This window comes from Paenibacillus sp. FSL M7-1455, assembly GCF_038004655.1.
Taxonomy (GTDB): Bacteria; Bacillota; Bacilli; order Paenibacillales; family Paenibacillaceae; genus Paenibacillus_AQ; species Paenibacillus_AQ cookii.
This window is the reverse complement of the sequence record NZ_JBBORO010000001.1, coordinates 4,131,166-4,151,198: the sequence shown is the minus strand read 5'-3', so window position 1 is coordinate 4,151,198 and position 20,033 is coordinate 4,131,166. Positions and strand designations below refer to the sequence as shown.

The 20,033-nt window shown below is 54.2% G+C and carries 21 protein-coding genes; all 21 read left to right on the top strand.

Features of this window, described 5'->3' with window-relative positions:
• Positions 1–48: 48 nt before the first annotated feature.
• Positions 49–408, top strand: a complete 360-nt coding sequence (locus tag NYE48_RS19230) for a histidine triad nucleotide-binding protein (RefSeq protein WP_036712330.1) — start codon at positions 49–51, stop codon at positions 406–408.
• A 252-nt stretch (positions 409–660) separates the two neighbouring features.
• A complete protein-coding gene (gene rpsU / locus NYE48_RS19225) occupies positions 661–834 on the top strand; it encodes a 30S ribosomal protein S21 (protein ID WP_036712328.1) in 174 nt (57 codons plus the stop codon).
• 16 nt (positions 835–850) lie between these two features.
• Positions 851–1,294, top strand: a complete 444-nt coding sequence (locus NYE48_RS19220) for a GatB/YqeY domain-containing protein (protein WP_036712327.1) — start codon at positions 851–853, stop codon at positions 1,292–1,294.
• Positions 1,295–1,598: 304 nt separating this feature from the next.
• A complete protein-coding gene (locus tag NYE48_RS19215) occupies positions 1,599–2,885 on the top strand; it encodes an NfeD family protein (protein ID WP_373316193.1) in 1,287 nt (428 codons plus the stop codon).
• 97 nt (positions 2,886–2,982) lie between these two features.
• Positions 2,983–3,981 (top strand): flotillin-like protein FloA, encoded by a 999-nt coding sequence (floA, locus tag NYE48_RS19210; protein ID WP_212947214.1) that lies wholly within the window; start codon positions 2,983–2,985, stop codon positions 3,979–3,981.
• Positions 3,982–3,995: 14 nt separating this feature from the next.
• Entirely contained in the window at positions 3,996–4,547 is a 552-nt protein-coding gene (locus NYE48_RS19205) for a hypothetical protein (RefSeq protein ID WP_340999715.1), read from the top strand.
• A 206-nt stretch (positions 4,548–4,753) separates the two neighbouring features.
• Positions 4,754–5,047 (top strand): sporulation protein YqfC, encoded by a 294-nt coding sequence (yqfC, locus tag NYE48_RS19200; RefSeq protein WP_212947212.1) that lies wholly within the window; start codon positions 4,754–4,756, stop codon positions 5,045–5,047.
• Positions 5,044–6,243, top strand: a complete 1,200-nt coding sequence (gene yqfD / locus NYE48_RS19195) for a sporulation protein YqfD (RefSeq protein WP_340999714.1) — start codon at positions 5,044–5,046, stop codon at positions 6,241–6,243. The genes yqfC and yqfD overlap by 4 nt, the downstream gene beginning before the upstream one ends.
• Before the next feature lie 6 nt (positions 6,244–6,249).
• Positions 6,250–7,221 carry a PhoH family protein gene (locus NYE48_RS19190; protein ID WP_036712318.1) on the top strand — a complete coding sequence of 324 codons (972 nt, stop codon included), beginning with the start codon at positions 6,250–6,252 and terminating at the stop codon, positions 7,219–7,221.
• Positions 7,222–7,235: 14 nt separating this feature from the next.
• Positions 7,236–9,494: an HD family phosphohydrolase gene (locus NYE48_RS19185; RefSeq protein WP_340999713.1), complete on the top strand. Its 2,259-nt coding sequence runs from the start codon at positions 7,236–7,238 to the stop codon at positions 9,492–9,494.
• A gap of 3 nt (positions 9,495–9,497) precedes the next feature.
• Positions 9,498–9,995, top strand: coding sequence for an rRNA maturation RNase YbeY (gene ybeY, locus NYE48_RS19180; RefSeq protein ID WP_036712317.1), 498 nt, complete (start codon positions 9,498–9,500; stop codon positions 9,993–9,995).
• Complete coding sequence (locus tag NYE48_RS19175) at positions 9,995–10,378, top strand: diacylglycerol kinase family protein (protein WP_036712316.1); 384 nt, start codon at positions 9,995–9,997, stop codon at positions 10,376–10,378. The genes ybeY and NYE48_RS19175 overlap by 1 nt, the downstream gene beginning before the upstream one ends.
• Before the next feature lie 28 nt (positions 10,379–10,406).
• Positions 10,407–10,820: a cytidine deaminase gene (locus NYE48_RS19170; RefSeq protein ID WP_036712313.1), complete on the top strand. Its 414-nt coding sequence runs from the start codon at positions 10,407–10,409 to the stop codon at positions 10,818–10,820.
• A gap of 135 nt (positions 10,821–10,955) precedes the next feature.
• On the top strand, positions 10,956–11,858 hold the full coding sequence (gene era, locus NYE48_RS19165) for a GTPase Era (RefSeq protein ID WP_339324075.1): 903 nt from the start codon (positions 10,956–10,958) through the stop codon (positions 11,856–11,858).
• A gap of 112 nt (positions 11,859–11,970) precedes the next feature.
• The gene (locus NYE48_RS19160; protein ID WP_212947207.1) at positions 11,971–12,126 is read left to right on the top strand and encodes a YqzL family protein; all 156 of its coding nucleotides are present in this window, start codon (positions 11,971–11,973) and stop codon (positions 12,124–12,126) included.
• A 36-nt stretch (positions 12,127–12,162) separates the two neighbouring features.
• Entirely contained in the window at positions 12,163–12,921 is a 759-nt protein-coding gene (gene recO, locus NYE48_RS19155) for a DNA repair protein RecO (protein ID WP_339324076.1), read from the top strand.
• 371 nt (positions 12,922–13,292) lie between these two features.
• A complete protein-coding gene (glyQ, locus tag NYE48_RS19150; RefSeq protein ID WP_212947205.1) occupies positions 13,293–14,174 on the top strand; it encodes a glycine--tRNA ligase subunit alpha in 882 nt (293 codons plus the stop codon).
• Entirely contained in the window at positions 14,174–16,249 is a 2,076-nt protein-coding gene (glyS, locus tag NYE48_RS19145; RefSeq protein WP_340999712.1) for a glycine--tRNA ligase subunit beta, read from the top strand. The genes glyQ and glyS overlap by 1 nt, the downstream gene beginning before the upstream one ends.
• A 182-nt stretch (positions 16,250–16,431) precedes the next feature.
• Positions 16,432–16,890 carry a YaiI/YqxD family protein gene (locus NYE48_RS19140; RefSeq protein ID WP_036712307.1) on the top strand — a complete coding sequence of 153 codons (459 nt, stop codon included), beginning with the start codon at positions 16,432–16,434 and terminating at the stop codon, positions 16,888–16,890.
• A 49-nt stretch (positions 16,891–16,939) separates the two neighbouring features.
• On the top strand, positions 16,940–18,760 hold the full coding sequence (gene dnaG, locus NYE48_RS19135) for a DNA primase (RefSeq protein ID WP_340999711.1): 1,821 nt from the start codon (positions 16,940–16,942) through the stop codon (positions 18,758–18,760).
• A 41-nt stretch (positions 18,761–18,801) separates the two neighbouring features.
• Positions 18,802–19,938 (top strand): RNA polymerase sigma factor RpoD, encoded by a 1,137-nt coding sequence (rpoD, locus tag NYE48_RS19130; RefSeq protein ID WP_340999710.1) that lies wholly within the window; start codon positions 18,802–18,804, stop codon positions 19,936–19,938.
• Positions 19,939–20,033: the final 95 nt, after the last annotated feature.

The following is a 20,033-nucleotide window of genomic DNA, read 5'->3' as shown; positions in this document are numbered from 1 at the left end:
CGGTATGATAGGTGTAAATCAAACAATACATAACGGAGGCGAAAAACGATGGACTGTCTCTTTTGCAAAATCGTCGAAGGCAGCATTCCTTCCCAAAAGGTTTTTGAAAACGAACAAATTTTGGCGTTCAAGGACATTCAACCCGCGGCGCCCGTGCATGTGCTCATCATTCCGAAAAAACATATCGCGACGATGAACGACGTGGCGGAGGAAGACCTTCCGCTGGTCGCGGAAATGCACAAGGCGGCGCAGCAGATCGCCAAGGAGCTCGGCGTGGCGGACACCGGCTACCGTCTCATCAACAACTGCGGGCCGGACAGCGGACAAGCGGTGTACCACATCCATTACCATCTGCTCGGAGGGGCCAAATTGGGCGCTTTGACGGGCATTTCGGACTCGCACGCCTAAACGGAAGGTTTCTTGAACCGTCCGGCAGGCTGACCCCAAATGGAGGTTCGGTTTCGGCCGGACCGGGCCGTTTTTTTGTTGCGGGGGAAATGCCCGGCTGCCTGCGGTTGCGGATGGATGAAAGCGGCGTGAAAGGGTTTTTCTGAAAAAATGGGCGTCAAGGTTGACACCCTATTTCTATTTCACCTATAATTAAATTTGATGAACCGTGTTATTGCTCTTGGACGGTCTGGTCGGAGGGAGGGAAAACTGGTGTCTGAAACTAAAGTTCGCAAAAACGAGTCTATTGATGCTGCACTTCGCCGCTTTAAGCGTTCCATCGCTAAGGATGGTGTATTGGCTGAGGTGAAGAAACGCAAGCATTATGAGAAGCCAAGCGTAAAGCGCAAGAAAAAGTCCGAGGCTGCTCGTAAGAGAAAGTTTTAGGAGGAACTGAACTATCATGAGTCTTAGCGAACGATTGAACGAAGATATGATACAAGCGATGAAGAGCAAAGACAAGTTCAAGCTCTCCACTATTCGAATGGTTCGTTCAACGATCAAGAATCTTGAAATAGATTTGAAAAGAACTTTGGATGACAACGAAGTGCTTGATATCCTCAGTCGTGAAATTAAACAGCGCAAAGATGCCCTCCAAGAATTTAAAAAAGCGGATCGAGACGATCTTGCAGCAAATGTCGAAGCAGAAATTGAGATTATCGGTCAGTATCTTCCCGCACAGCTTTCCGAAGAAGAAATAAAAGTTATTGTACAGCAGACCATCCAGGAAACCGGTGCTTCTTCGAAAGCCGACATGGGTAAAGTGATGAGCGCGCTAATGCCGAAAGTCAAAGGCCGCTCCGACGGAAAAGTTGTGAACCAAGTGGTTCAGCAATTTCTGCAATAAAACATAACGCAAAGCACCCCTTTTTTAAGGGGTGTTTTTTCGTGTTTGGAGGATGCCGGCGGCAAAGGACCGTTCGATGGTCGAAAAAGCGCCGCGGATCCCGCGAGCAGTCTTTATGACTCCATGGTTTGGCGGGCATTTTTGTTCATAAACTGAAACGTTAAGCCTTCTGCTGCGTAATAAGTACCATATGCTGGACAGTATATTATAATCATGGTGAAAGGGGGGAACTTGGTTGGAACGATCCGAATACGGGAACAGGTTTCACAGGTGGCTGCTTCTTTTAATCATGCTGGTTTTGGGAATGGCTGCATCGTTTCCGAGCCAGGCAGGGGCCGAATCGGCGAAAATCGCGCCCGTTTACGTGATTCCGGTGGACCAAAAAATCGAAACCGGGCTCGAAAAATTCATGAAACGCGGATTTAAGGAAGCCGAAAAAATGAATGCGGGGCTGATCGTTCTCGATATCAATACGCCCGGCGGGCTGGTATCGACGGCGCAGAACATAGGAAAAATGATCCGCGAAAGCAAAATCGAAACGGTTGCATACATACGCGGAAATGCAGCTTCCGCCGGAAGTTACATCGCCTTGAACGCCGACAAAATCGCGATGTCCCCGGGAAGCATGATCGGCGCCGCCGCGATGGTGGACGGCACGGGCAAACGGGTGGAGGACCCGAAGCTGGTGGCCGCCTGGAAGTCGGAAATGGCGGCAGCCGCCGAATCAAGCGGCAGAAACGCCAAAATCGCGGCTGGCATGGCGGACATCAACATGGTGGTCGACATGCCGGAGATCGGGGAAACGAAAGAAAAAGGCGAAATTATCGCATTATCCAGCGAGCAGGCGCTAAAGGTCGGATACGCCGACAAAATTGCTTCATCGCCGGAGGAGGTCGTCTCATGGATGGGATACGCGAACGATGACCTGATCCAGGTAGAGCGTACGGGCGCCGAAAAAATCGCGGCGTTTTTGACCCATCCCGTCGTGATGACGATTTTGCTGTTCCTCGGCATCGCCGGCATCGTGATCGAACTGATCGTTCCGGGATTCGGCGTCCCGGGCATCGTCGGAGTCGCGGCTTTCGTGTTGTATTTCTTCGGGAATTACGTCGCGGGTTTCGCCGGCAACGAAACTTGGCTGCTCTTTATCGTGGGCCTGATCTTGATGATCTTGGAAATGTTCGTTCCAAGCTTCGGCATTTTGGGCGTGCTGGGCGCCATCAGCCTGGTCGCCGGCGTGGTCCGGGCCGCCTACGACACGAGCCATGCCATGGTATCGCTCGGGATCGCCTTCATTGCGGCCTTGATCGTCGTGGTGATCGTAGCGTTCATCTTCAAAGAGCGCGGCATCTGGAACCGCTTTATCCTGAAAGAATCCCTGACCAAAGAACAGGGATACGTGCCTACCGAAGCCCGGGAGTTTCTGGTCGGCAAGGAAGGCGTCAGCGTCACGCCGCTGCGTCCGGCGGGAACGGTCCTGATCGACGGCGAACGGGTGGACGTGGTGACGGAAGGGGAGTTCGTGCCGACGGATACCGCCGTGACCGTGATTCATGTCGAAGGCGCGCGCATTGTCGTAAAACCGAAATAAATCCCTTCGTTTGCGACGAATGGTGTAACATGGTAACTGCAGGAAAATCGCGGTGTCAAACCTGATCACCGCAAAAACAATGGGAGGATTCTATGTTATGACAAGTTCTTTGATCCCGATTCTGCTGATCGCAGTCGTGGCAATCATCGTATTAAGCGTATTTTTCAGCTTCTTTCCGCTTACGCTGTGGATTTCGGCCTTGGCCGCGGGCGTCCGCATCAGCATCATCACCTTGGTGGCCATGAGGCTCCGCCGGGTAACGCCAAGCCGGATCGTCAATCCGCTGATCAAAGCAACGAAAGCGGGGCTTGGGTTGAATATCAATCAATTGGAAAGCCACTATCTGGCCGGCGGTAACGTAGACCGGGTAGTCAACGCCCTGATCGCCGCGCAGCGCGCGAACATTCCGCTGGAGTTCACCCGTGCGGCAGCGATCGATTTGGCGGGCCGCGACGTGCTGCAGGCCGTGCAAATGAGCGTCAACCCGCGCGTGATCGAAACGCCGGTCGTCGCCGCCGTGGCGAAAAACGGCATCGAAGTGAAAGTTAAAGCGCGTGTAACGGTCCGCGCCAACATCGACCGCCTTGTCGGCGGCGCGGGGGAGGAAACGATTATTGCCCGCGTCGGCGAAGGGATCGTAACGACCGTCGGTTCCAGCGACGCGCATAAGGACGTGCTGGAGAACCCGGACAGCATTTCCCGCACCGTGCTTGCCAAGGGGCTGGATGCGGGAACGGCGTTCGAGATTTTGTCCATCGATATCGCGGACGTGGACGTAGGCAAAAACATCGGCGCCTATCTGCAGACCGAGCAGGCTGAAGCCGATAAGCGCATCGCCCAGGCGAAAGCGGAGGAACGCCGCGCCATGGCCGTTGCGCAGGAGCAGGAAATGAAAGCCCGCGTCGTCGAGATGAGGGCGCGCGTCGTCGAATCCGAATCCGAAGTTCCGCTGGCGATGGCCGAAGCGCTCCGGTCGGGCAAAATCGGCGTGATGGATTACATGAACCTGAAAAATATCGAGGCGGATACGCAAATGAGAGGCTCGCTCGGCAAGCTGGGCGAGGGAGATCAGAACGGCTCCCAAAATAACAAGTAGGGAATGATGCATCCATGTGGATCTTGGAAAATTTCTATTGGATCCTGATTATCTTATTTGCGGTCGTCTCCGCTTTAAGCAAAAGCGGCAAATCCAAGCAAAAACAAAATCCGCGGGGCATGCCGACGTTCGGCGGAGGCAACGGCAGGGATCGCAGGGACGCCCGGAAGGAGCCAAGGGGATTTTCGGGCTCCCCTGACGCTGCGGGCACCCGCGAAGCGGCCGATTCCCGCGGAACTGCCGCGGGCGACGCGAACCTTTCGCGTCGGCGGCATGCGGAGGCGTCCGGCCCGGATGATGACACCGGCGAGGGCGTGTCCGAAATGTGGCAGGACGGTCGGCCGGAAACGCTCGAAGATTCCAATGCGGCCATGCAGATGCACCTGGATCGGGTCAACGCCTCGCTGGACCGGATTGAGCAGACGGAGCCAGCGCCGTCTTTAGACCGGCAGGCGGAACAGCCGAGGTTGGTCTCGCGCCTGGCGAAGGAAGCCCGGAACGGCGTGGTCTGGGCCGAAATTCTCGGTCCGCCCCGGTCGAAACGGCCCTACGGCGGGCCAAAGTAAACCTTAGGGGCATCGAGCCTAAACCTTTCATTTAAAAAGCCTTTTCTGTTTATCGGCATCCGATCAGCAATCGGATCCGGGGCGGAAAAGGCTTTTTTCGTGCATGCGTACGAATCTTGTCCGTTTCCGTGAAACAGCCTGAAAACTCTCATAAATCGGCCGGACCGGGCATAAGTTGTAAAGTACAGGAAGGGGGAAGCCTTCGTATGACCCGGATCAGCCGCAGGCTGCGGAAATGGACAAATGAAGTGCTGGATTTGCCGCAGGACGTGTTGCTTGACCTGCCGCGGATTACCCTGGTTGGAAACAAGGAGTTGACCGTCGAGAATCACCAGGGCGTGCGTCATTTTTCGGAGAACAAAATGATTCTTTCCTTAAATCAGGGCGTGCTCGAAATCGAAGGCGCCGAACTCATGATCCGGGCGATATTGCCGCAGGAGGTCATGATCGAAGGGATCATCCGCAATATAAAATATACAGGAATGGGGGAGAGCTCATGAAAATACCTACACTTTCCGGCGTGCGCGGATGCGTACAGATCACGGTCAGGGGAGAAGGAATCAATCGCTTGATCAACGCTTTGGCGGAAGCGGGCATTCCCGTGTGGGATATCCGGCCCGCCAGCAACAACCAAACGGCAGACATGAAGCTGCTCCTGAGGGATTTTCATGCTCTTCGCCCCTTGCTGAAGCGGACAGGCTGCAGGATGCATGTCGCCCGCCGGATCGGTCTGCCTTTCCGTTTGGCCAAGCTGTACAAGCGTAAATTTTTCGCGGCCGGCATCGGCGCGTTTTTCCTGCTGCTGTTCGTTCTTTCTTCCCTGGTATGGAACATCAACGTGGTAGGCAACGAGAAAATTCCGACCGAAGATATTTTGAAGGCGGCGAAAGAGGAAGGCGTCCGGCCTTACCAGTGGATTTTCCGTTTGAAGGAACCGGACAAGCTGTCGCGCGCGCTCAGCCTCAAGCTGCCTGAAACGTCCTGGATCGGGGTGGAAAGAAAAGGAACGACGATCACTATCCAGGTCGTGGAAGCCGAAAAGCCGGCGAAGGAGCCGCTTGCCAGCCCGCGCCATTTGGTGAGCAAGTCGGATGCGGTGATCACGAGCATTTATGCCGAGCAGGGGCGTCCGCTCGTTCAAAAAAACACGCGCGTCAAAAAAGGACAAGTGCTGATATCCGGCATTTTGGGCGACGGGGAGGCCCGTTCGCAGGTCGTGGTAGCCAAAGGCGAAGTGAAAGGCCTCGTATGGCATGAATATCAGCTGGAGGTACCGCTCGTCCAGAAACGGAAAATATATACGGGAGAAAGGAAAGACAAAAGTTACCTCGTCCTCGGAAACCGCGCCATCCAGCTGTGGGGTTACGGGAAAGAGCCGTTTGCGAAATCCGAGACGCTCACCGAACGCGATCCGCTCACTTGGCGTTCCATCGCCCTTCCGATCGGTTGGATGACGGAAAAGGTCATGGAGGTTACGGAAACGCAGGAGACGCTGCAGCCCGAAGAGGCGAAAAAGTTGGGGCTTGAAGCGGCAATACGCGATATTTTGGCGAAATACGGCAACGATTCGCAGATCATCAGCCAAAAAATTTTGCATGAGAAGAGAGAGAATGGTAAAGTTTATATGAAAGTGCTTTTTGAGGTGGAAGAAAAGATTGCCGAAGAACTTCCCATAGTTCAAAGTCAAGGAGAATGAGGCTATTTGTCAGAAAAAAACCACAGCGCGCAAATTTCATTGCATAGTGCAGGCGAAGGCCTGTCCATTTTCGGACCTCAGGATATGTTTTTGAAGATGATCGAAGCGCAGATCCCGGCCCAGATCGTCTCCCGGGAGGCGGAAATCACGATCCGCGGGGAACTGCGGGACGTGCAGGTGGTCGAGCATCTGTTCGAAGTTCTGCTTGAGCTCGTCCGGAACGGTTATATCCTTTCGGAACGGGACGTCGCCTATGCCATCGACCTTGCCAAGGATTTTCGGGCCGACCAGCTGCTCGATCTGTTCAAGGGAGAAATCACGACCACGTTTCGCGGCAAGCCGATCCGGGTCAAAACCATCGGCCAGAAGCACTATGTAACGACCATCCGCAAGCGGGACATCGTGTTCGGAATCGGGCCTGCCGGTACGGGGAAAACCTATCTGGCGGTCGTGTTGGCCGTTGCCGCTTTGAAGGAAGGCGCCGTCAAACGCATCGTGCTCACGCGTCCGGCCGTCGAGGCGGGAGAAAGCCTCGGATTTCTGCCGGGGGATTTACAGGAAAAGGTTGACCCGTATTTGCGTCCGCTTTATGATGCCCTGTACGATGTGATGGGCCCGGAGCAGACGGCCAAAGCGCTCGAAAGAGGACTGATCGAAATCGCGCCGCTCGCGTATATGCGCGGCCGTACGCTGGACGACTCCTTCATCATTTTGGACGAAGCCCAGAACACGACCCCTGAACAAATGAAAATGTTTTTGACCCGTCTCGGCTTTGGCTCGAAAATGGTCATCACCGGCGACGCGACGCAAATCGACCTGCCGCGGGGCAAAAAATCCGGGCTGATCGAGGCGAAACATATACTGGAAGGCATCGAGGAGATCGGCTTCGTTCATTTCGCCGAGCAGGATGTCGTCCGTCACTCTCTCGTTCAAAAAATAATCACTGCTTACGACAAAGCTGCAGAAAATCAAGATTAGAGGGGATTATCTTTATGACTTCGAAAGAAACGTCATCAGGCAAATCTTTCTCAATGAAACATGTCGGCTGGAAACATAGCGCAGGGACCCGCTATGTTCTCTTTTTATGTCTGGCTGTGCTGTTTTATGTCAGTCTGGCTCCGAATCTGCTCCCGGAACGGTACAACATACAGGTAGGGGCGCGCAGCGAGAAAGAAATCCGGGCGCCGATGCAAATCCCGAACAATAAGGCGACGCTGAAGGCGCAGGAGCAGGAAGCGGAACGCGTGCAGCCGATTTATACGATCGTGACGGTGCCGAACGAAAATCTGGTCGTGTCCATTTTGGATCGGATCGACCGGCTGAACCAGGATGACCAGGTATCCCGCGAAGATAAAATCGCCATCTACAAGCTTGAAATCCCGCAGCGGGCCAAGGACTTTATTCAAAATTTCGTCAATGCCAACCGGTCGTCGGCGAACTACTCGGACAAGCTGCTGGATGAAATGCTGAAGGTGACCAACCAGCAGAGCTATAAAATTCCGGAAGAGACGTTCATCAAAATTCCGCGGCTCACTTCCCAGGACATCGCCGAAATGAAACCCGTCGCCCGGGAGATCGTATCCCGCCTGACCAACGACCAGGTCGTCGAGGCGCAGGCGGCCCGCGCGAAAGTGGCGGAGCTCGTCAGCGCCAGCACGCTCAACCAGCGGACGGCCCGGGAGGTCGTGCAGGAGCTGTCCAAGCTTGCCATCACGGCGAACAAATTCTACGATGAGGAAGCGACCAAGGAAGCCAAGGTGCAAGCGAGGGAAAACACCCAGCCGGTGTACATCAAGCAGGGCGACGTGCTGGTCGCGAAAGGGCAGCTGATCACGGAAGATTTGTACAATCTGCTCGACGACAACGGTTTGCTTAAAAACGAAGTCAATTATTGGCCTCAGCTGGGGCTGCTCCTGCTGTCTTTGCTGATGTCCGGGGGCCTGCTGCTGTTTATCCGGCAGACGGACCCGAACAAATTCAAGTACAACAACTCGCAGCTTCTGATGCTTGTACTGATCTTTATTATTACCGTCATCACCATGCATTTGGCCGGCATCCTGCAAAGCACGGAAAGGCCTTACATCGGATACGTCGCGCCCGTGGCGATCGGAGCTACGCTCGTGACGCTGCTGCTGGACATGACGCTGGCGTATTTTTGCTCGATGTTGTTCTGCATTTTGGCCAGCGTCATTTTGAACGTGCATCAGGGACAAATGTTCGACTTTACCTTCGGATTTTTTTCGCTGGTCGCATCGGTGGTGGCGATCTTTTCGATCCACCGCGCGAGCCAGCGGTCCACGCTGCTCAAGGGCGGCATTATGGTCTGCCTGTTCGGTTCGCTGTCGGTATTCATCATGACCGTGATCGGAAGCGGCGGCCAATGGAATCAGATCCAGACGCTTTACGCGATCGGTTTCGCTTTTGCCGGCGGCCTGCTCACCGCCATTTTGGCGATCGGGCTGATGCCGTTTTTCGAAGTCACGTTCGGCATTTTGTCGGCGCTGAAGCTGGTCGAGCTGTCCAACCCCAACCATCCGCTGCTGCGGAAGCTGCTGACGGAGACGCCGGGCACCTATCACCACAGCGTGATGGTCGGCAATCTGTCCGAAGCCGCCGCGGAGGCGATCGGAGCGGACGGGCTGCTCTGCCGCGTGGGTTCGTATTACCACGATATCGGGAAAACCAAACGGCCGAGTTATTTCATCGAAAACCAGAACAATATGGGGAACCCGCATGATAACCTGGACCCGAAAATGAGCAAATCGATCATCATCGCCCATGCGCGGGACGGGGTGGAAATGCTGAAGGAATATAAAATTCCGAAGCCGATCCGGGATATCGCCGAGCAGCACCACGGCACGACGTTCCTCCAGTATTTCTACCACAAGGCGCTCCGCCTGGCGGAAGAGCAGGGCAAGGAGCCCGATTTTACCGAGGAGGATTTCCGTTATCCCGGCCCGAAAGCCCAGTCCAAGGAATCGGCCGTCATCGGCATTGCCGACAGCGTGGAAGCGGCGGTGCGTTCCTTGCGGAACCCGACAGTGGATCAGGTGGAATCGATGATCGAAAAAATCATCAAAAGCCGGCTGGACGATCACCAATTCAATGACTGCGACTTGACGATGAAGGAACTGGACATTATTGCCAAAACGCTAAAAGAAAGCGTCATGGGGATCTTCCATTCCAGGATCGAATATCCGGAAGAAATCAAAAAGAACAAAACGACTGAAGAAACGAGAAGGAGCGGTTAGAACATGGGACTGCAGCTAGCATGGACGAACGAGCAGCAGGAGCTTGCAATCGGCGACGAACTGATCGCGACGCTCGAGCTGCTGCTGCAAAAAGCGGGGGAGGCCGAAGGCATCCGGGAAGGCGAAGTGGCGCTGACGTTCGTCGATGACCAACAAATTCATGAATTGAATAAGGAGTACCGCGGCATCGACCGCCCCACGGACGTGCTTTCCTTTGCCATGAACGAACATACGGACGAAGAGCTGGACATCGTTTACGAGCTGGAAGAGGGAGAAGAGCTCGCGGATCTGCCCGAAATGCTCGGGGATATTATCATTTCCGTGAATCGCGCGCAGGCGCAAAGCGAAGAATATGGACATTCCCTGGAACGTGAAATCGGATTTCTGTTCGTTCACGGATTCCTGCACCTGCTGGGCTACGACCATCAGGACAAAGAAAGCGAAGCCGAAATGATGGGCAAACAGGAAGCGGTCCTGGCCGAAGTGGGGCTTACGCGTTAATGCCGAAAAGGACGTTTTGGGCCGCGTTCGGATATGCGGCGCAAGGGATTGTTTACGCGCTGCGGACGCAGCGCAACATGAAAATCCATGCGGCGGCGGCCGTGGCCGTCATAGCGGCGGCAGCGCTGCTGCATGTATCGTGGGAAAGATGGGTCGCGCTTTTGTTTGCGATTGCGCTCGTCATGGCCCTGGAACTGGTCAACACGGCGCTGGAATCGGTGGTGGATTTGGCGTCGCCCGAACTCCATCCGCTGGCCAAAGCGGCCAAAGATACGGCTGCCGGCGCAGTGCTGCTGGCAGCTGTTTTTGCCGCCATCACCGGGGTGATCGTGTTTTATCATCCGGTGGTTGGGCTTTTAGGCTGGGGCGGAACCCATCAATAGTTTTTCGGAATTCGAAGGAGGATCATCCATGGAATCAGCATTGTTATTGCAAGAAGCGATTAAAGCGCGCATGAACGCCTATACGCCGTATTCCCATTTTGGCGTCGGCGCTGCGCTGCTCGATCAGGAAGGACATGTCCACCATGGCTGCAACGTCGAAAACGCGGCGTTCGGGCCTACCAACTGCGCGGAACGTACGGCATTGTTTCGTGCGATCGCCGACGGGCATAAAGCGGGAAGCTTTCAGGCGATTGCCGTCGTCGGCGATACCGAAGGGCCGATTTCCCCTTGCGGCGTGTGCCGGCAGGTGCTGCTCGAACTGTGCAAGCCGGACATGAAAGTCATCTTGGGGAACCTGAAAGGCGACATGATGGAAACGACGGTAAGCGAGCTGCTTCCGGGGGCTTTTGGTCCTTCGGATCTGGATCGTGCCAAGAAGTAATATAAGCAGCATTCTTTTTTGGGGCCCGTTTCCGCGGCCGGGTTCGGTTCGTCCGTCCCGGCCTTCGCGGATTCAGGGCCCCGGACGGTCTTTCGCGAAATGCGGGAGGATCATTGAAGGAGGTCATGTGTCAATATGGCGAAACCGGCATTCAAATCCGGCTTTGTGGCAATCGTGGGCCGGCCGAACGTAGGCAAATCCACGCTGATGAATCAGGTCATCGGACAAAAAATCGCGATCATGTCCGACAAGCCGCAAACGACGCGCAATAAAATCCACGGGGTATACACGACCGAGGAAACCCAGATCGTATTTCTCGATACGCCCGGCATTCATAAGCGCCAATCGAAGCTTGGCGATTACATGAACCAAACCGCGCTCAATACGCTGAAGGAAGTGGAGGCCGTATTATTCCTGGCCGACGTTTCGGAAGGATTGGGCGGCGGGGACCGGTTTATTATCGAACAGCTGAAGGGCGTAAAGACGCCGGTCATTCTCGTGCTGAACAAAATCGACAAAATCGAGCCGGATGCGCTGCTTCCGATCATCGACGAATACAGCAAGCTGCATGAGTTTGCGGAAATCGTGCCGATTTCGGCTTTGAGCGGCAATAACGTGAACCGCCTGCTTGAACAGGTGGAAAAGTACTTGCCCGAAGGCCCGCAGTATTATCCGGCCGACCAGGTAACGGACCATCCGGAGCAATTTGTTTGCGCCGAGCTGATCCGCGAAAAAATTCTGCATATGACCCGCGAGGAAGTGCCGCATTCGATTGCGGTAACGATCGAGGACATGCGCGTGCAGGAGAACGGGGTCGTATACATTTCGGCCGTCATTTTCGTCGAAAGGGATTCCCAAAAAGGCATTATCATCGGGAAGCAAGGCGCCCTGCTCAAGGAAGTCGGCAAACAAGCCCGGCAGGACATTCAAAATTTGCTGGGTTCGAAGATATTTTTGGAATTGTGGGTCAAAGTAAAAAAAGACTGGCGCAACCAGGAACGCGTGCTTCGTGACCTCGGCTTCCACCGCGACGCCTAACCGGCGGCGCCCGCCCTCATCTGGCAGGAATTGCTTTACATAGATCCGGTTCGTTCGCCGCATCCTATTTTTGAAGATGCAGACGCCATTTCCAAAGAAAGGATGAATACGAATGCGAGACTTTTCGTGGAAGTATTTTGCGATGACTGGAGATGTGGATGCTTACCTGCTCTATAAGGAATACGCGGGCATGTCGGTAGAGGAAGCGGCCGCGGCGCCGGAGATGGCGGCAGCGGAAGAGACGGGGAATTATGAAGAAAACGAATGATTTGTGGCTGCTCCGGGAATGGCTGGGGGAAGAGGCATGCTATACAGGGTGGAAGGGATCGTCATCCGCAGCATGGACTACGGCGAAGGGAACAAAATCATTACGATTTGCACCGAAAACTCGGGCAAAGTAGGCGTGCTGGTCCGCGGGGCCAAAAAAGTCAAAAGCCGCCACGCTGCTTTAACGCAGCTGTTTACGGAAGCGGAATACGTCTTTTTCAGGAACGGAACGGGCCTTGGAACGCTAAATTCCGGCGAAATCATGAACTCGCATCACGGCCTGAGGCAGGATTTGATTTTGGCGGCGTATGCGTCCTATGCCTGCGAGCTTCTTGACAAGGTCCTGCAGGACGAGGAAACGGGAAGCTTTTGGTATCAGCAGTTAAAGGCTTGCCTGAATGCGCTGGAGGAAGGCAAAGATCCCGGAATTATCATCAATCTGTACGAAATGAAAATTCTTCAGACGGCGGGATACGGACCCGAACTCCTTTCCTGCATTTCTTGCGGCAAGGATTTGAGCGAAGACGACCATGCGTCCGTAAGCCCGAGATTGGGCGGCGTATTGTGCCGCTCCTGCAGGCATCTGGATCCGCCGGCGATGAACCTGTCGCCCAAGAGTTTGAAACTGCTGCGGCTGTTCGCCAGGCTCGACCTTCGGAGACTGGGCCACGTCGACGTCAAAGACGAAACGAAAGCCGAGCTTAAAGCCGTTATGCGCGCTTTTATGGACATGCAGCTCGGACTTAAACTGAAGTCGCAAAGCTTTTTGGATCAGATGGAAAAGTACGGACTGTAACGATGTTGACTTCTCTTTGGGAATCCGGTAATATATATAAAGTTTCTATTCATTGTCTGACATGCGTTGAACGGAAGAGTAGTGGATTTCGGATTCCCAGCAGCGAACCGGGGACGGTGCGAGCCCGGTGGAACGGATTCATGAAAGGCAGCCGGGAGCATGAGATGAAATCGGCTAAAAAGTGGATTGCGGTTCTCCGGTAACGGGAACGGCAGTCAAGTAGGGTGGAACCGCGGGAATGACAGCTCTCGTCCCTATGTCTGTGTTTGCAGGCATGGGCGGGAGCTTTTTGATGTCCCGGTGATGGCCTGCAGCGGATGAAGCAAGCTGACAACCATTGCAATGCCATGATTAGTAAAGGAGAGGCTCATATGAACTTTCAGCAGATGATTTTGACCCTGCAGCAGTTTTGGGCAGCACAGAATTGCATTATCGTGAATCCTTACGACACGGAAAAAGGCGCCGGCACGATGAACCCGATGACCTTTTTGCGGTCGCTGGGACCTGAACCGTGGAAGGTGGCATACGTCGAGCCTTCGCGCCGTCCTTCCGACGGACGTTACGGCGAAAACCCGAACCGTTTGTACCAGCACCACCAGTTCCAGGTCATCATCAAACCTTCGCCGGATAACATCCAGGAACTGTACCTGGAAAGCTTGAAGGCGCTGGGCGTGGATGCGCTGCACCATGACATCCGCTTTGTCGAGGATAACTGGGAGAACCCGTCGCTCGGCTGCGCCGGCCTTGGCTGGGAAGTATGGCTTGACGGGATGGAAATTACCCAGTTTACGTACTTCCAGCAGGTGGGCGGGATCGAGACGCATCCGGTATCCGTCGAAATCACGTACGGCATGGAACGCCTCGCGTCCTACATTCAGGAAAAAGAAAATGTGTTCGATCTGGAATGGGTGGACGGCATCACTTACGGGGATGTGTTCCATCAGCCGGAATACGAGCATTCGAAATACACGTTCGAAGTGTCCGACGTCAAAATGCTGTTTACCCTTTTCAACATGTACGAACAAGAAGCCAAAAAAGCGATGGATCAAAACCTCGTGTTCCCGGCTTACGATTATGTGCTGAAATGCTCGCACACCTTTAACCTTCTCGATGCCCGCGGCGCCATCAGCGTTACCGAGCGAACCGGCTATATTACCCGGGTGCGCAACCTGGCCCGCCAGGTCGCGGCGACGTACGTGGAGGAACGCGAGAAGCTCGGCTTCCCGCTGCTGAAGAAAGGAGGCGACCTGTAATGGCTAAGGATCTGTTGTTTGAAATCGGTCTGGAGGAAGTGCCTGCGCGCTTTTTACGGGCCGCAATGGAGCAGTTGAAGGAAAAAACGGTTCAATGGCTGGAACAATCCCGTTTGTCCCACGGTGCCGTAGAGGCTTATGCCACCCCGCGCCGTTTGTCGGTGCTCGTGCAGGGCGTGGCCGAGAAACAGGACGACGTGGAGGAAGAAGTCAAGGGCCCTTCCCGCAAAATCGCCCAGGACGAAAACGGAAACTGGAGCAAAGCGGCGCTAGGCTTCGCGCGCGGGCAAGGCGTGAATCCGGAACAGTTTACCTTTAAGGAACTGAACGGCGTCGAATACATCTACGTGACCAAAAGCAGCACGGGCGTCGATACGGCATCCATTTTGGCCGAAGGATTGCTTGGCATTTTGTCTTCGATGAACTTCCCGAAAAACATGCGTTGGGGAAGCTACGACTATAAATTCGTCCGTCCGATCCGCTGGCTCGTCGCCATGTTCGGCTCCGACGTCATCGATTTGGAAGTGACCGGCGTAAAATCCGGCAACGTGACGCGCGGGCACCGTTTCCTCGGAACCGAAGCCGTGCTTTCCGATGCTTCCGAATACCGGGAGGCCCTCCGTTCCCAGCATGTCATCGTGGACGTGAAGGAACGCGAAAACATGATCCTGGAACAAATCGGAAAACTCGCGCAGGAGAAAAACTGGAAAATCGCCATCAAGGACGATTTGCTCGAGGAAGTTCTTTTCCTGGTCGAAACGCCGACCGTATTGTTCGGAACGTTCGATCCGTCGTTCCTGAACATTCCGCAGGAAGTGTTGATTACTTCCATGCGGGAGCATCAGCGTTATTTCCCGGTGCTTGACGAACAGGGCAAGTTACTGCCGTTTTTCGTGACGGTGCGCAACGGCGACGACCGTTCGCTCGACGTCATTGCCAAAGGGAACGAAAAGGTGCTGCGCGCACGGCTGTCCGATGCGAAATTTTTCTACGACGAAGACCAAAAGCTTGAAATCAAGGACGCGCTGTCCAAGCTGGAAAGCATCGTCTTCCATGAAGAGCTCGGCACGGTGGGCGACAAAGTCCGCCGCATTCGCAAAATCGCCGACCAGCTGGGCGAAGCGCTGCAAATCTCCGGAACGGAGCAGGAATACGTCAGCCGCGCAGCGGACATCTGCAAATTCGACCTCGTGACGCAAATGGTATACGAGTTTCCGGAACTGCAGGGGGTTATGGGCGAAGACTACGCGCGCAAGGCCGGAGAAAACGAAGCGGTCGCCAAAGCGGTGTTCGAGCATTACCAGCCGCGTTCCGCGTCGGACGATTTGCCTGCTTCCCTGGTAGGTTCGATCATCAGCATCGCGGATAAAATCGACACGATCGTGGGCTGCTTCTCGATCGGCATCATCCCGACGGGATCCCAGGATCCGTACGCCCTGCGCCGCCAATCCCAAGGGATCGTTCAAATTCTGCTCGCGAAGCAAATGCCGCTGACGCTTTCGCAAATTTTCGGCATCGCCACCGACGTTCATGCCCAATTCCGGGAGATGAAACGCCAGGGCAGCGAAATCCGCAAGGACCTTGAGGAATTTTTCGGCCTGCGCGTGAAAAAGCTGCTGTCCGAAAACCTCCGTTACGACGTCGTCGACGCCGTCATTGCCGCAGGATTCGACGACGTGATGTCCATCGTGTCCCGCGGGGATGCGCTGATGAACGCTGTTGGAGGCGGAGACGAGTTCAAAACGACGGTCGAGTCCTTCAACCGGGTAAGCAATCTCGCCGCGAAGGCTTCCAAGGCTGCGGTCAGCGAAAGCTTGCTTCAGGAAGAGGCGGAAAAGGAACTGTACGCCGCTTGGCTGCAAGTGCAGAAGCCGTACTCCACCGCTCTTGAACAGCGGGACGGGGCCAAGGCGCTGGGCATTTTGGGCGAACTGAAACCGGCCATCACGAATTTCTTCGATGCCGTCATGGTCATGGCCGAAGACGAAAAAGTCCGGGCCAACCGCTTGGGACTTCTCGCGCAGATCGATCAGGGCTTAAAGCAGTTTGCCGATTTTAACAAGCTTGTCTGGTAGGATATAGATTCGCCGAACGTACGGAACGGGAAAGCACCCAGTGCTGGCCTGTTCCGTATTTTCGGAAAGCTGTCAGAAGTTGTTATTGGGCCGCAAGAAGGATTTTCGCATCCCATTGGGCGTATATTACGTATATACGAGTATGGCAAACCATGATTACAGGGTGATATATTCTGGCTGATATGCATACGATCCACATCGTCGTCGACGGGGACGCCTGTCCCGTAAAGCGTGAAATTGGCGAGACAGCTAGAGCCTTCCGCATTCCTGTGCTGATGGTTTCTTCTTATGACCATTTTATCGAGGCCGAAGAGGGCGTCCAAACGATCCAGGTCGACCGCAGCGACCAAAGCGCGGACCTGTACATCGCCAACCACATCCAAGCCGGGGACGTCGTCGCCACGCAGGACTACGGTTTGGCCGCGCTTGCCCTTGCGAAAGGCTGCCATGCGATATCGTTCCGGGGGCAAAGCTATACGCGGGAAAATATCGAATTCATGCTCGATCGGCGCCATCATCAGGCCAAGGCCAGGCGAAGAGGCAGCTACGGCAAAGGCCCGAAACCGATGACGCAGGCGGACAAATTGCTTTTTCAACAGAAACTGACAAAACTTTTGCGCAGATTGCAGGAGAATGTTTAACAGTAGCGAATAATATTTTACGTGCCAAAAAGAGATGAAGGTGGTTTGGATGAATGCCGGACATGGCAATATACCGGAAAAAGTGATCGATGCGGTGCTGGACAAGCATGATATCGTCGATACGGTAAGCAGGTACGTTCATCTGACCAAGCAGGGGAAATACATGAAAGGCCTCTGCCCGTTTCATTCGGAGAAAACCCCCTCTTTTACGGTGACGCCGGATCGGCAGATTTTCTACTGCTATGGCTGCGGCAAGGGTGGAAATGCCATCAAATTCAGGATGGAAATCGAAGGGTTATCCTTTCCCGAGGCCGTCAAACTCATGGCGGAAGAAAGTCATATCGAACTGCCGGAAGGACCAGGGGCTGTCGTGATTCCTCCGAATCCGGAGCGAGACCGTCTGCTACAGGCCTACGAGTGGACTGCCAAATTTTATCACTATTTGCTCAAAAACACGGAGCATGGCAAAGCGGCGATGGACTATTTGCGTTCGCGCGGCTTTAACGACAAAATCATCGATCAGTTTCAGATCGGCTATGCCCCGGACCGTTGGAATACGATTGTTCAGTTTCTGACCAATCGATCCTTCGATTTGCAGGAGATGGAAAAAGGCGGGCTGTTGTCCAAGCGAAGCGACGGGGAAGATTATATCGACCGCTTTCGGGGCCGCGTCATGTTTCCGATCTCGGACCGCAACGGCAAAGTCATCGCTTTTGCGGGCAGGGTGCTCGGCGACGGACAGCCGAAATATTTGAATTCGCCCGAAAGCAAGCTGTTCAACAAAAGCCGGATTTTGTACAATCTTCATCAGGCCAAACCGTCCATCCGCAAGCTGCGGCAAATCGTATTGTTCGAAGGATACGGCGACGTGATTTCGGCTTGGGAAGCAGGCGTGCAAAACGGCGTGGCCACCATGGGCACCTCGCTCACGGAAAGCCATGCGGCCATGATGAAAACGATGGCGGAGGAGGTCGTCGTTTGTTACGACGGGGACCGGGCCGGACAAGCTGCTGCGATGAAGACCATTCCTCTTCTGGAGGGAGTCGGTCTGAGGGTGAAAATCGCCGTCATTAACGAAGGCCTCGATCCGGACGAATTCATCCGGAAATACGGCGGGGACCGCTTTCAACGCCAGATCATCGACGGAGCGGTTTCAACGACGAAATTTAAGCTTATATATCTGAAAAAAAACCATATACTGCTAGAAGAAGACGGGAAAATCGCGTATACGAAGGAAGTGCTTCCGATTATCGCGGGACTGCCTTCATCGACCGAGCGGGAAGTTTATTTAAAGGAGCTTGCCGCGGAGCTTGAGCTTTCCTTCGAAAGCCTGAAGCAGGATTGCAACGAGATCCGCCAATCCATGTTAAAAAACGCGCCGGATGGGGATAATAACGACAAAAGGTGGAATAATGGTAGGCATAAAAAAGGGCAGGTGTCCGCACCTGTTTTACTGCCGGCATACCATACTGGAGAACGGCGCCTTTTGGCCATGATGCTGCAGGATGCCGAAGCCGCGAGCTACGTGCAAAAAAGGCTCGGCGACGCATTTAACATTGATGATCATGCAGCGATTGCTGCTTATCTATATGCCTATTACGCACAGGGCAAACCCCCGGATATCAGCCGCTTCATGTCGTTTTTGCACGATGACCGCCTGGAGAAGACCGTTAGCTCCATCTCCATGATGGATACTCCGCCGGAGTGGAACGTGCAGGAGCTTGAGGATTGCATCCGGGAAGTACAGAAAGTTCCGCAGAAAAAACAGATCGACAAGAAAAGAGAAGAAATGATCATTGCCGAGCGTTCAGGGGACTTTTTGCGTGCTGCACAAATTGCAAGTGAGATTATAGCCCTAGAGAGACAATAAAGAACAGGCTTGAATGTTTCTAGGGAGGAGGGAGTCGAGTTATGGCGAATGATCAGCATACTGAACTAGAGACAGAGTTTACGCTTGATCAGGTAAAAGACCAGCTGATTGAACAGGGTAAAAAAAGATCTTCTTTGAACTACAAAGACATTATGGAGAAACTCTCTCCATTCGATCAGGACGCTGAACAGATTGACGAATTTTATGAACAGCTCGGCGATCTGGGCATTGAAGTGGTCAACGAAAGTGATGAAGACGACAACCCTCTTCACCATCCGTCCGATGATCACGACAACGGAGACAGTGACGATTTCAACTTTGACGACGACTTGTCCTTGCCGCCAGGCATCAAAATCAACGACCCCGTCCGGATGTATCTGAAGGAAATCGGCCGCGTGCCGCTCCTTTCGGCAGACGACGAGGTGGAACTGGCGAAACGGATCATGAACGGGGACGAAGAAGCGAAACGCCGGCTTGCGGAAGCGAACCTGCGTTTGGTGGTCAGCATCGCGAAACGTTACGTCGGCCGCGGCATGCTGTTCCTCGATTTGATTCAGGAAGGCAACATGGGCCTGATCAAAGCGGTCGAGAAGTTCGACCATAATAAAGGATTCAAATTCAGTACGTATGCAACCTGGTGGATCCGTCAGGCGATTACCCGCGCGATTGCGGACCAGGCGAGAACGATCCGGATTCCGGTTCATATGGTGGAAACGATCAATAAGCTGATCCGGGTATCCCGTCAGCTGCTGCAGGAATTGGGGCGCGAACCGACGCCGGAAGAAATCGCGGCCGAAATGGAGCTCAGCGTAGAGAAGGTTCGGGAAATCATGAAAATCGCCCAAGAGCCGGTATCGCTTGAAACGCCGATCGGCGAAGAAGACGATTCGCATCTTGGCGATTTTATCGAGGATCAGGAAGCGCTCGCTCCAGCGGACGCTGCAGCTTACGAGCTTCTGAAGGAACAGCTGGAGGACGTGCTCGATACGTTGACGGAACGCGAGGAAAACGTTCTTCGTCTCCGCTTCGGCCTCGATGACGGCCGGACGAGAACGCTGGAGGAAGTGGGCAAAGTGTTTGGCGTCACGCGCGAACGCATCCGCCAAATCGAAGCCAAGGCGCTGCGCAAACTGCGCCATCCTAGCCGCAGCAAACGGCTGAAAGATTTTCTCGAATAAGTCCATGTTCAGACCTTCTGCCGCATGCGCAGACAGGTCTTTTTTTCCGCCTTTTTGCCGATAAAGGAAAATAGGATTCGCGGTTTTTCTTTCTT

Excerpts from the sequence above, each read along its gene's own strand:
- NYE48_RS19230 (WP_036712330.1), top strand. The coding sequence starts at position 49 with ATGGACTGTCTCTTTTGCAAAATCGTCGAAGGCAGCATTCCTTCCCAA.
- NYE48_RS19220 (WP_036712327.1), top strand. The coding sequence starts at position 851 with ATGAGTCTTAGCGAACGATTGAACGAAGATATGATACAAGCGATGAAG.
- NYE48_RS19215 (WP_373316193.1), top strand. The coding sequence starts at position 1,599 with ATGGCTGCATCGTTTCCGAGCCAGGCAGGGGCCGAATCGGCGAAAATC.
- floA (WP_212947214.1), top strand. The coding sequence starts at position 2,983 with ATGACAAGTTCTTTGATCCCGATTCTGCTGATCGCAGTCGTGGCAATC.
- NYE48_RS19205 (WP_340999715.1), top strand. The coding sequence starts at position 3,996 with ATGTGGATCTTGGAAAATTTCTATTGGATCCTGATTATCTTATTTGCG.
- yqfC (WP_212947212.1), top strand. The coding sequence starts at position 4,754 with ATGACCCGGATCAGCCGCAGGCTGCGGAAATGGACAAATGAAGTGCTG.
- yqfD (WP_340999714.1), top strand. The coding sequence starts at position 5,044 with ATGAAAATACCTACACTTTCCGGCGTGCGCGGATGCGTACAGATCACG.
- NYE48_RS19185 (WP_340999713.1), top strand. The coding sequence starts at position 7,236 with ATGACTTCGAAAGAAACGTCATCAGGCAAATCTTTCTCAATGAAACAT.
- ybeY (WP_036712317.1), top strand. The coding sequence starts at position 9,498 with ATGGGACTGCAGCTAGCATGGACGAACGAGCAGCAGGAGCTTGCAATC.
- NYE48_RS19175 (WP_036712316.1), top strand. The coding sequence starts at position 9,995 with ATGCCGAAAAGGACGTTTTGGGCCGCGTTCGGATATGCGGCGCAAGGG.
- NYE48_RS19170 (WP_036712313.1), top strand. The coding sequence starts at position 10,407 with ATGGAATCAGCATTGTTATTGCAAGAAGCGATTAAAGCGCGCATGAAC.
- era (WP_339324075.1), top strand. The coding sequence starts at position 10,956 with ATGGCGAAACCGGCATTCAAATCCGGCTTTGTGGCAATCGTGGGCCGG.
- NYE48_RS19160 (WP_212947207.1), top strand. The coding sequence starts at position 11,971 with ATGCGAGACTTTTCGTGGAAGTATTTTGCGATGACTGGAGATGTGGAT.
- recO (WP_339324076.1), top strand. The coding sequence starts at position 12,163 with ATGCTATACAGGGTGGAAGGGATCGTCATCCGCAGCATGGACTACGGC.
- glyQ (WP_212947205.1), top strand. The coding sequence starts at position 13,293 with ATGAACTTTCAGCAGATGATTTTGACCCTGCAGCAGTTTTGGGCAGCA.
- glyS (WP_340999712.1), top strand. The coding sequence starts at position 14,174 with ATGGCTAAGGATCTGTTGTTTGAAATCGGTCTGGAGGAAGTGCCTGCG.
- NYE48_RS19140 (WP_036712307.1), top strand. The coding sequence starts at position 16,432 with ATGCATACGATCCACATCGTCGTCGACGGGGACGCCTGTCCCGTAAAG.
- dnaG (WP_340999711.1), top strand. The coding sequence starts at position 16,940 with ATGAATGCCGGACATGGCAATATACCGGAAAAAGTGATCGATGCGGTG.
- rpoD (WP_340999710.1), top strand. The coding sequence starts at position 18,802 with ATGGCGAATGATCAGCATACTGAACTAGAGACAGAGTTTACGCTTGAT.